General features: G+C 49.8%; 13 protein-coding genes. All 13 read left to right on the top strand.

The window, feature by feature from the left end; translation table 11 throughout:
- On the top strand, positions 1 to 230 hold a 230-nt coding region (locus LI015_RS19550), incomplete at its 5' end, for a hypothetical protein (protein ID WP_227126102.1).
- A gap of 267 nt (positions 231 to 497) precedes the next feature.
- Positions 498 to 686 carry a hypothetical protein gene (locus tag LI015_RS19540; protein ID WP_007863072.1) on the top strand — a complete coding sequence of 63 codons (189 nt, stop codon included), beginning with the start codon at positions 498 to 500 and terminating at the stop codon, positions 684 to 686.
- Between the two features lie 55 nt (positions 687 to 741).
- Positions 742 to 1,515 (top strand): hypothetical protein, encoded by a 774-nt coding sequence (locus LI015_RS19535; protein WP_007863070.1) that lies wholly within the window; start codon positions 742 to 744, stop codon positions 1,513 to 1,515.
- Between the two features lie 53 nt (positions 1,516 to 1,568).
- Entirely contained in the window at positions 1,569 to 2,324 is a 756-nt protein-coding gene (locus tag LI015_RS19530; RefSeq protein WP_007863067.1) for a DNA adenine methylase, read from the top strand.
- An 85-nt stretch (positions 2,325 to 2,409) separates the two neighbouring features.
- Positions 2,410 to 2,619, top strand: a complete 210-nt coding sequence (locus LI015_RS28835; protein ID WP_080633560.1) for a helix-turn-helix domain-containing protein — start codon at positions 2,410 to 2,412, stop codon at positions 2,617 to 2,619.
- 32 nt (positions 2,620 to 2,651) lie between these two features.
- Positions 2,652 to 3,485 carry an HAD-IC family P-type ATPase gene (locus LI015_RS19520; protein ID WP_334301048.1) on the top strand — a complete coding sequence of 278 codons (834 nt, stop codon included), beginning with the start codon at positions 2,652 to 2,654 and terminating at the stop codon, positions 3,483 to 3,485.
- Positions 3,486 to 3,540: 55 nt separating this feature from the next.
- Positions 3,541 to 4,146: a potassium-transporting ATPase subunit KdpC gene (kdpC, locus tag LI015_RS19515; RefSeq protein ID WP_002572843.1), complete on the top strand. Its 606-nt coding sequence runs from the start codon at positions 3,541 to 3,543 to the stop codon at positions 4,144 to 4,146.
- 93 nt (positions 4,147 to 4,239) lie between these two features.
- Positions 4,240 to 6,234, top strand: a complete 1,995-nt coding sequence (locus LI015_RS19510; RefSeq protein WP_227126100.1) for a DUF4118 domain-containing protein — start codon at positions 4,240 to 4,242, stop codon at positions 6,232 to 6,234.
- Positions 6,235 to 6,314: 80 nt separating this feature from the next.
- Positions 6,315 to 6,512 (top strand): hypothetical protein, encoded by a 198-nt coding sequence (locus LI015_RS19505; RefSeq protein WP_002566750.1) that lies wholly within the window; start codon positions 6,315 to 6,317, stop codon positions 6,510 to 6,512.
- 185 nt (positions 6,513 to 6,697) lie between these two features.
- On the top strand, positions 6,698 to 7,135 hold the full coding sequence (locus tag LI015_RS19500; RefSeq protein ID WP_002566749.1) for a potassium channel family protein: 438 nt from the start codon (positions 6,698 to 6,700) through the stop codon (positions 7,133 to 7,135).
- Positions 7,136 to 7,137: 2 nt separating this feature from the next.
- Positions 7,138 to 7,548 carry a potassium channel family protein gene (locus LI015_RS19495; protein WP_002566748.1) on the top strand — a complete coding sequence of 137 codons (411 nt, stop codon included), beginning with the start codon at positions 7,138 to 7,140 and terminating at the stop codon, positions 7,546 to 7,548.
- An 8-nt stretch (positions 7,549 to 7,556) separates the two neighbouring features.
- On the top strand, positions 7,557 to 9,038 hold the full coding sequence (locus LI015_RS19490) for a sensor histidine kinase (protein WP_002572840.1): 1,482 nt from the start codon (positions 7,557 to 7,559) through the stop codon (positions 9,036 to 9,038).
- Positions 9,031 to 9,720, top strand: coding sequence for a response regulator (locus LI015_RS19485; RefSeq protein ID WP_002572839.1), 690 nt, complete (start codon positions 9,031 to 9,033; stop codon positions 9,718 to 9,720). The genes LI015_RS19490 and LI015_RS19485 overlap by 8 nt, the downstream gene beginning before the upstream one ends.
- Positions 9,721 to 9,781 lie beyond the last annotated feature (61 nt).

Below are 9,781 nucleotides of genomic sequence, written 5' to 3'. Positions count from 1 at the left end.
TGGATTGTGAATATGTAAATGTTTTTATAAGCAATGGGTTAATTAAATCCGTATTATACACATTAATTACGAAAAATTCAGGCCTGCAAGGGCCTTTTATTATAGATAAATATGCAAATCAAGGAGGAAAAAAGTATGGATGTAAGTACAATAATGCAGTACGTATCGTATCTATTGATTGCCATTGGGCTAATGGCATTCCTAGTGTCAGCCATCACACAGGTTATTAAATCCTGGCCAGGACTGGACAAGCTACCTACACAGGCGGTAGTCATTGTGTTATCTTTGATACTTTGCCCAGCTGTCTTTATCGCACTGATGGCGTGGCTTCACCACCCTATTGACTGGTATACCGTATTTGCTTGTATAATTGCAGCCTTTATCGTAGCATTGGTGGCATTAGACGGATGGGAACGAGTGGCAGAGATATGGAAACGGACAAAACCACCCAAAACAACAGAATAATGACTTGTAAAAGATGAAGGAGGAAAGAAGTTATGGCAAAAACAACAATCAAGCATGCAGCAAAACTCCCCGGCAATGGAGGATATGTGGATGCAGGGCCTGATCTGGGAGCAAAGCAGCCAACCCCTTATCTGTATGATGCCCCTTCAAATGTTCCACATCCAGAAATACACGACAGTGGCATAGGTGGCCCCAGTGATATGGATGACCGTGAGGAATAAGATAGTAGCAAGGCCTTGGATGACTCCCAGGTCTTTGAGATTGGAGGTAAATACCATGAGTAAAACGGCAGCAGGATTAATCCAGCATTGTAAGGACAAGCTGGGCACCCCTTACGTCTACGGAACCAAGGGAGAGGTCCTGACACAGACCATCCTGGATCACCTGGCTCGGGAGAATCCAGGCACATATACATCCACCTACAAGGCCAAGGCCGTCAAGTACATAGGCCAGCACTGCACGGACTGCTCTGGCCTCATCAGCTGGTACACCGGGCGCATCCGCGGCAGCTACAACTATCACGACACGGCCGTGGAGCGGGTAGGAATCGACCACCTGGACGAGTCCATGATTGGCTGGGCGCTGTGGAAGCCGGGCCACATCGGGGTGTATATCGGGGATGGCTGGTGTATTGAGGCTAAGGGTATCAACTACGGGACCATTAAGAGCCGAGTGTCAGCCACACCTTGGCAGAAGGCCCTTAGGCTCTGCGACATCGACTACACCCCGGTCCCGGTGACATATACCCAGGGCTTCCAGCCGGCGGCAGACGGGCAGCGCTGGTGGTACCAGTTTGCAGACGGCAGCTATGCGGACAATGGCTGGTACTGGCTCCAGGAGATGGAGCGGAGGACATGGGGATGGTATCTGTTCGATTCCGAGGGCTACATGCTGACCGGCTACCAGACGGATGCAGCTGGGGACGCATTTTTGTTGTGTCCGGTTACAGGTAGCAATGAGGGCAAGTGCATGATTACAGATGCAAGAGGTGCGCTCCGGATTGCAGAGAAGTACGACATGGTCAACCATCGGTATGTGTTTAATTGGTAGGAAATAATAGATATTTAGACATCCGTCCGATTACCCCTTAGAAAGGACGATGGATGAATAGTTTTATTGGATGGATTGGTGGAAAGAGGCTATTACGCAAGGAGATTCTAGGATGTTTCCCGGAGGATATCGGACGTTACATCGAGGTATTTGGAGGGGCTGGCTGGGTGCTCTTTGCAAAAGAGAAGCAAGCAGGTCAGCTGGAAGTGTACAATGACCGGGATGGGAATTTAGTCAATCTGTATCGCTGCATTAAATATCATTGCAGTGCCCTGCAGGAGGAGTTGCAGTGGCTTTTATCCTCTCGCGAACAATTTTATGATTATAAAGCGCAGATGGATATGAGGGGATTGACAGATATTCAAAAAGCTGCCCGTTTTTTTTATTTGATAAAAATAAGCTTCGGGAGCGATTACCGCACATTTGCAACTTCATCTAAAAGCATAGAGAATGCGATGGATTATCTGGGGAAAGTCCAAAGGAGGCTTCAGGGTGTGGTGATAGAGAACAAGGATTTTGAGAATCTGATAAGTGTCTATGACCGGAAGGATGCTCTGTTTTATCTGGATCCTCCTTATGTAGGGACAGAACGATATTATAGTGCTGCCTTTAGTATGAAAGATCATGAGCGTCTTGCAGATGTCTTAAAACATATCAAAGGAAAGTTTGTTCTTTCCTATAATAATGTAGCATGGATACATGAATTGTATTCTCAATATCCTTGTAAAGAAGTGACGCGTAACACTACATTGGCTGGAAATGCAAGCAATCGCGAGAGATACAAGGAAGTAATCATAACGAATTTCTGAAAAATATAACGATATTCGTTATAATATAACAAAACAGAAAAAAGACCTGTCGAAAGCGGTAAAATCATCCGTAAGGGGTGATTGGATGGTCAGAATTCATTTATCAAGGCTTCTTGGAGAGAAACGCTGGAGTCAGGCAAAATTAGCGAGAGTGACAGGAATCAGGGCGTCAACAATCAATGACATATACAATGAATTTGCTGAACGCGTCAGCCTGAATCATCTTGACCGAATTTGTAAGGCATTGAATTGTGATATTTCAGATATACTGGAATACATACCGGATGAGCCATGATAATGAAGAGGTAAAAGGGCGTTTGATAGGAAATAAAATACCTTTCAAATGCCCTTTTATTTTTTGCTAATTTACAGAAAGTGGTTGATTTTTGCAATTTATGCGAAAAGCTTTTGGGTTTTTCGCGAAAAGCTACAGTGGTGGAGCTTAAGGACATTGTGAAGCAGGGTGTGAAGGAAAAGTTTGCGGATTTAAGGAAAATGGGAATCAGAACCATTATGATTACCGGCGATAATCCGCTGACCGCTGCCTCCATTGCGGCTGAGGCCGGTGTGGACGATTTTCTGGCAGAGGCAACCCCGGAGGCCAAATTAGACATGATACGGGATTACCAGGCCAGGGGCCATCTGGTAGCCATGACCGGCGACGGTACCAATGATGCCCCGGCCCTGGCCCAGGCAGATGTGGCGGTGGCCATGAATACAGGCACACAGGCAGCCAAGGAAGCCGGAAACATGGTGGACCTGGATTCATCCCCCACCAAGTTGATTGAGATAGTGAAGATAGGCAAGCAGCTTCTCATGACAAGGGGATCCCTGACCACCTTCAGCATTGCCAATGACGTTGCCAAGTATTTTGCTATCATCCCGGCACTGTTTATGGGATTGTATCCGGGACTGTCAGCCCTCAATATAATGGGGCTTCACAGTGCAAACAGCGCCGTGTTCTCGGCTATCATATATAACGCCCTGATTATTGTGGCCCTGATTCCCCTGGCTCTTAAGGGAGTCAGGTACAGGGAAGTCTCTGCGGCCCGGATGCTGTCCGGGAATCTCCTGGTCTATGGACTGGGGGGAATCATCATTCCGTTCATAGCAATCAAGGCAATCGACGTGCTGATCACGGCCGCAGGGCTGGTGGTGTGATGTGTGAAGGAAGCAGATGCAGACAGCAGAATCAGTCAAAGTTAGGAGAATGTTTATGAAAACAGTAAAATCAGTATTGCCAAAAATGGCAGGTTTTTTCCTGGTCATGTTAATCATAACAAGCGTCATTTACCCGGCGGTCATCACGGCTGCGGCCAATGTGGCATTTGGCCATGAGGCCAACGGATCGGTGATTGTGGGCAAGGACGGCACTAAATATGGAAGCGCCCTTCTGGCCCAGGAGTTTACCGGAAACCAGTATCTTTGGGGCAGAGTCATGAATGTGGATACAGGGACATTTACAGACGAAAACGGAGAGCCTCTGGCATATGCAGGTGCCTCCAACAAGACACCGGCAGGCAGTGAGCTTGAAGCCATGATAGCTGAGCGGGTGGAGAAAATCAGGGCAGCCCATCCGGAAAAGGGAGAGGAGCCCATTCCTGTGGACCTTGTAACCTGCTCAGGCAGCGGACTGGACCCGGAAATTTCTCCCGCGGCAGCCGGCTACCAGGCAGAGCGGATTGCCAGGGAACGGAATATGGCGGTGGAGGATGTGGAGGCCGTCATCAGCAGGTATACCACGGGCAGGTTCCTGGGAATGTTCGGAGAACCCAGGGTGAATGTGCTGAAAGTGAATCTGGCTCTGGATGGACTGATTTAAACATGATTTGCTTATGGTGTATAGAGTTGCCGTGCATTGCGGCAGCTCTACAGCTGTTTTAGAGAACGGAGCAATAGAAAGGAGAAATGGCTTATGGACGGGCAGCGGGATGAGAGACCGGACCCTGAGCTGCTTTTAAAGCAGAATTTCCCCAGGGAAAGTGACAAGGGAAGGGGACGGCTTAAAATATTCTTCGGATACGCGGCCGGAGTAGGCAAGACATACGCCATGCTGGAGGCTGCCCGGCAGGAAAAGGCAGCGGGACGGGATGTGGTGGCCGGATACATAGAGCCCCATGACAGGCCGGATACAATGGAGCTGCTGGCCGGAATGGAGCTGCTGACCCCAATGGCGGTAACGTATAAGGGAATCATCCTGAAGGAATTTGACCTGGATGCGGCCCTTATGAGAAGGCCGGATTTGATTCTGGTGGATGAGCTGGCCCATACCAATGCCCAGGGCTGCCGTCACAAAAAGCGCTACCAGGATGTGATTGAGCTGCTGGACGCCGGAATCAACGTGTACACCACGGTCAATGTGCAGCACCTGGAGAGCCTTCATGACATCGTGGCATCCATTACCCATGTGCGGGTATATGAACGAATCCCGGACGATATCTTTGATGATGCCGGACAGGTGGAGCTGGTGGACATTGCGCCGGAGGAACTGAGACAGCGCCTGGAGGAAGGGAAGATTTACCACAAAGACCAGGCGGACAAGGCGTCTGTCCGCTTTTTTACAGTGGAAAACCTGTCTGCCCTGCGTGAAATAGCCTTAAGGCGGACAGCGGACCGGGTCAACCGGGAGGTGGTCAGGGAGCGGGATGCGGCGGGCAAGGATTATTACACCGGTGAGCACGTGCTGGTCTGCCTGTCCCCCTCCCCCACCAATGCAAGGGTAATCAGGACTGCGGCCAGGATGGCAGGGGCGTTTCACGCGGATTTTACAGCGGTTCTGGTGGAAACAGCGGATATGAAAAGGGAACATGCAAAAATCAGCAGGAGCATGGAGGCCAATATTAATCTGGCCAAGCAGTTCAGGGCCAATGTGATTACCCTTTACGGGGATGATATTGTACAGCAGATTGCGGGCTATGCCAGAAGGAACGGCATTTCCAAGATTGTCATAGGCAGGACGGTGAGGAAACGCAGTTTCCTCCACTTGAAGCCCACCATAATTGACCGTCTCATCAAGGCCGTACCCAACATGGATGTATACGTGATACCGGATGCCGCGGCCAGGGAGAACGGAAAGATTAAAAAGCCGGAAAACGGACGGAAATACAGCATGGATATCTTAAAGACAGGCCTTATCATGGCGGGATGTACCTTTCTTTCCATGGTACTGGACCACTACAAGCTGGGCATCATCAATGTGGCCATGATTTACATGATGGGGACCATGCTGGCAGCTTATGTCACCAGGGCCGGTACCTATGGTCTTCTGGCTTCCGTGGCATCGGTGCTGCTGTTCAACTTCTTTTTCACGGCGCCGCGCTACACCTTTCAGGCAGACGGCAGTATTTATCCTTTTACCTTTGCGGCCATGCTTGTCTGTGCCCTGATTACCAGCTCCATGGCGGCCAGGCTTAAGCGGGAAGCAGAGAAAAGTGAGGCTGAATCGGGGTATATGCAGATTCTGTTTGGTATCAACCGGAATCTGAGAAAGGGAACCACCCGTGAAGAGATACTGGATATATGCGGAAGGCTGGTACAGAGCTTATTAAAACGCAACATTGTTATATACGATATGCTGGACGGGAAAATGAACCGGATGAAGATATATCCGGCCTCGGAAAGAGAGGACGCGTCCTGCCTTACCTCCCTGTTTAAGAACCCGGACGAGATGGCTGTGGCGGCCTGGGTCTATAAAAACCATCATAAGGCCGGAGCCACCACAGATACACTGCCGGGAGCCAGGGCCAGATATACGCCCGTATATAAGGACGATACGGTCTATGCGGTCATTGGTGTGGAGATGAAAGGGGGAGACATCATTAAGCCCAATGACAAGAATGTCTTAAATATCATTGCCGAGGAGACTTCCTACCGGTTAAAGGATATGAGCGGGCCGCGTATTTGCAGATAATTTATACAATACCGTGAACCATGGATAGAATCTTTACGCTATCTGGTAGTATCCTTTAAGCAGGAAGAGAGGGAATTGCCATGACAGCTAAAATGATATTTAAGTTAAAGAGTCCCGTGGGACAGAAGATAGATAATTTGTGTGAACGCTTTCCGCTGATTTCCAGCGTAATTGTGCAGCTGGCCGCGGCCATATTTATGGTAGGGGTGGTGACCTCTGTGGGACTGATAGGGGGGACCGTCATATGGCTGTTTTATAAGGCATTCGGAGTCATGTAGGCATGGCGGAGGGACCGGTTTGATTTGACATGGCCGGTATTCATGGTATAGTATTTAGTATAAAGAGGGGGATAAAGATATCTTTATAGAATCTTTATGCCCCCTTAATACATTTTCTCTAGTTTCTTTATATGGTTCTCTTTTACAATAGAATTGGGAACATATAAATGAAAGGAGGAGATCGTATGTTATTCCATAAAAATAAATGTATCGTAATCGCGGGCTGCGGACCGTTGGGGGCTGCGCTGGCAAAGTCATTATATAAGAAAGGTCATAAAGTTGTGGTGCTGGATAAGGACAGGGAAAGCTTCCGTTACCTGCCGGAGGAGTTCAGGGGGTATGAGATGGAAGGGGACCCAACGGATCCCCAGGTCTTAAAGGCAGCCGGGATTGAGGATGCAGGTCTGTTTATCGCATCCACCCAGGATGACAATACCAATCTCCTGCTGGCTCAGATTGCCAGCCGTATTTTCCATGTGAGCCAGGTCTATGCCCGTCTGGATGACACCGGAAGGCACCAGCTGGTTACGGATCTGCCTGTTAAACCCATCAGTCTCTATGATTTGTCAGCGGATGATTATGGACGTCTGGCAGAGACAGTGAGCAGGGAGGTGGCTGTGTGAGCATGAAGATAGCAGTGGCGCTGGGGGGAGAATATGCGGATTTTCTCATCGGCCTTCTGATGGAGAAAAAATATAAGGTAACTGTGATCGATCCGGACAAAGCATTCTGTGAGCATCTCTGCGCCTCCTACAATGTGAACGCGGTTCTGGGAGATCCCTGCAGGCAGTTTATTCTGGAGGAAGCAGGTATCCGCAATTATGATGTTATCCTGGCCCTGGGCCGGGAGGACACGGATAATTTTGAGATATGCCAGATGGGCAGGAAGGTCCTGGGAATCAAACGGTCCGTCTGCCTGGTGCACAACCCCAGGAACGCGGCTCTGTTTGAGGAGCTGGGAGTGGACAGGGCAGTGAACCTGCCCATGATCCTTGCCCAGGCCATTTTAGGGCAAAAGCAGGAAGAGGGAGAGTAAAAGGAGTTATGTTATATAGTTGGGACTGGGTTCTGGACTTTGTAAAGGCATGTGCAAAAATGGCTGTCATATGGGTGATTTCCACCATACTGGCCATTGTGCTGGACAGCTGCGGGATCAGGGCGGAGAACCTGCTTTTAGTATATCTGCTGGGGGTGCTCATCAGCATACTGGCTACCAGCAGCCTGGCCTGGGCCCTGTGCGCGGCCATTGTCTTTACCTTTACGTTCAACTATCTCTTTACGGAGCCAAAGCTTACGTTCCATATGGATGATGTGAACTACGTGGTATCCTCCATTGTCTTTGTGGCGGCTGCCTCTATTGTGGCCACCCTGGTGGTGAAGCTGCAGAAGCAGATGCAGATTGCCAACAAAAAGAGAGAGATTACGGCCAGGATGAATGAGATAGGAAGCGGATTCCTGAATCTGTCCGGTTACCAGCAGATTAAGGAGTACAGCGAAGAAAGCCTGTCCAATCTGACCGGAAAGCCGGTGAGCGTCCTGTTGAAGGAGGACGAGAAAAAGGAATTTCCCAATTACATGGCGGAATGGTGCTACAGGCAGTCCATTCCCTGCGGTCATGGAGAATGCCAGTTTCCGGATGACAATGGGCTGTACGTGCCTATCCGCAACCGGGAAAAGACCTACGGTGTGATTATATTTGACTGTGAGGGCTGGACCTTAAGCGAAGAGGAAAAGATATATGTGGACACGGTCATTTCCCAGCTGACCCTGGTTATTGAGAGGGAGCTGCTCAGCCGGGAGAAGGAAAATACCAGGATTCAGGTAGAGCGGGAACGGTTAAAGAGCACCCTTTTAAGGAGCATATCCCACGACCTGCGCACGCCTCTTACAGGAATTACCGGCAGTGCGGGATTTCTTCTGGACAATCTGGGCATCATGGATGAAGCTACGATTAAGAGCATGCTGAAGGATATATGCTCGGATTCCGAATGGCTCAGCACCATGGTGGAAAACCTGCTGAACCTGACGCGAATCCAGGAGGGCCGTCTGGATATCAATAAAAAGAAGGAAGTGGTGGACGACCTTGTGGCCTCCGCTGTCCGGCTGGTTTCCAACCGGGTGGGGAACCATACACTTAAGATGGAGACGCCGGAGGACATACTTCTGGTATCTGTGGACGGGAGACTGTTCATCCAGGTTCTGGTCAATCTTCTGGACAATGCGTTCCGCCATTCCGGGACCGGCACCACGGTGACCCTCAGGGTAAAACAGGATGGAAATTGCCTGAAGTTTGTGGTTTCAGATAATGGAATAGGGATTCCCAATGATAAGATAGATAAGATTTTCGATAATTTCTTTACCACTGCTTATGAGAACGGGGATAAGCAGCGGGGCGTGGGCCTGGGGCTTACCATATGCAAGGCCATGGTGGAGGCCCAGGGCGGCACCATCAGGGCCTTCAACAGCCCCCAGGGGGGAGCTGTATTTGAAGTATCAATGCCAATGGAGGACAGGAAGGATGAATGAGACAACGATCCTTGTCATTGAGGATGACAAGAGCATACAGAATTTTATGAAGATATCCCTGAAGACAAGGGGTTACGCTTATATATTGGCTGATAACGGACTGTCCGGCATATCCCTCTTTTACGCGGATCATCCGGACCTGATTCTGCTGGATTTGGGACTGCCGGATATCGACGGCATGGAGGTGCTGCGCCAGATCCGCCAGAAGTCCGATGTGCCTATTATCGTGGTTTCCGCCAGGGGACAGGAGCGGGAGAAAATAAGCGCCCTGGACCAGGGAGCGGACGACTACGTGACTAAGCCCTTCAGCGCCGAGGAGCTGCTGGCCAGAATCCGCGTGGGGCTGCGCCATAAGAGCTCCACGGTGAACCACCAGGAGCAGGAGTTCTGTCTGGACTATTTCCGGCTGGATTTTGAAAAGCGTAAACTGTATGTCCATGACCAGGAAGTACATCTGACTCCCCTGGAATATAAGATGATGGTCCTTCTGGTGAATAACAGCGGCAAGGTGCTGACCCATCATTATATCCAGCAGGAGGTGTGGGGATATGACACCACGGATGATTACCAGTCCCTGCGGGTGTTCATGGCAAATATACGGAGAAAGATTGAGGATAACACGGCCAATCCCAGGTTCATACTCACAGAGGTGGGCGTGGGGTACAGGTTTGTGGATGAATAGAAGGAACCCAAGGGTGCAGCAGTTCAGATACGTTCCAGGATATACCGGGAAGCAGGCGTCA

This window comes from Enterocloster sp. 210928-DFI.2.20, from assembly GCF_020554465.1.
Taxonomy (GTDB): domain Bacteria; phylum Bacillota; class Clostridia; order Lachnospirales; family Lachnospiraceae; genus Enterocloster; species Enterocloster bolteae.
Note: the sequence above shows the minus strand (reverse complement) of the source record. Positions and strands in the feature narration are given on the sequence as shown.

Excerpts from the sequence above, each read along its gene's own strand:
- LI015_RS19540 (WP_007863072.1), top strand. The coding sequence starts at position 498 with ATGGCAAAAACAACAATCAAGCATGCAGCAAAACTCCCCGGCAATGGA.
- LI015_RS19535 (WP_007863070.1), top strand. The coding sequence starts at position 742 with ATGAGTAAAACGGCAGCAGGATTAATCCAGCATTGTAAGGACAAGCTG.
- LI015_RS19530 (WP_007863067.1), top strand. The coding sequence starts at position 1,569 with ATGAATAGTTTTATTGGATGGATTGGTGGAAAGAGGCTATTACGCAAG.
- LI015_RS28835 (WP_080633560.1), top strand. The coding sequence starts at position 2,410 with ATGGTCAGAATTCATTTATCAAGGCTTCTTGGAGAGAAACGCTGGAGT.
- kdpC (WP_002572843.1), top strand. The coding sequence starts at position 3,541 with ATGAAAACAGTAAAATCAGTATTGCCAAAAATGGCAGGTTTTTTCCTG.
- LI015_RS19510 (WP_227126100.1), top strand. The coding sequence starts at position 4,240 with ATGGACGGGCAGCGGGATGAGAGACCGGACCCTGAGCTGCTTTTAAAG.
- LI015_RS19505 (WP_002566750.1), top strand. The coding sequence starts at position 6,315 with ATGACAGCTAAAATGATATTTAAGTTAAAGAGTCCCGTGGGACAGAAG.
- LI015_RS19500 (WP_002566749.1), top strand. The coding sequence starts at position 6,698 with ATGTTATTCCATAAAAATAAATGTATCGTAATCGCGGGCTGCGGACCG.
- LI015_RS19495 (WP_002566748.1), top strand. The coding sequence starts at position 7,138 with ATGAAGATAGCAGTGGCGCTGGGGGGAGAATATGCGGATTTTCTCATC.
- LI015_RS19490 (WP_002572840.1), top strand. The coding sequence starts at position 7,557 with ATGTTATATAGTTGGGACTGGGTTCTGGACTTTGTAAAGGCATGTGCA.
- LI015_RS19485 (WP_002572839.1), top strand. The coding sequence starts at position 9,031 with ATGAATGAGACAACGATCCTTGTCATTGAGGATGACAAGAGCATACAG.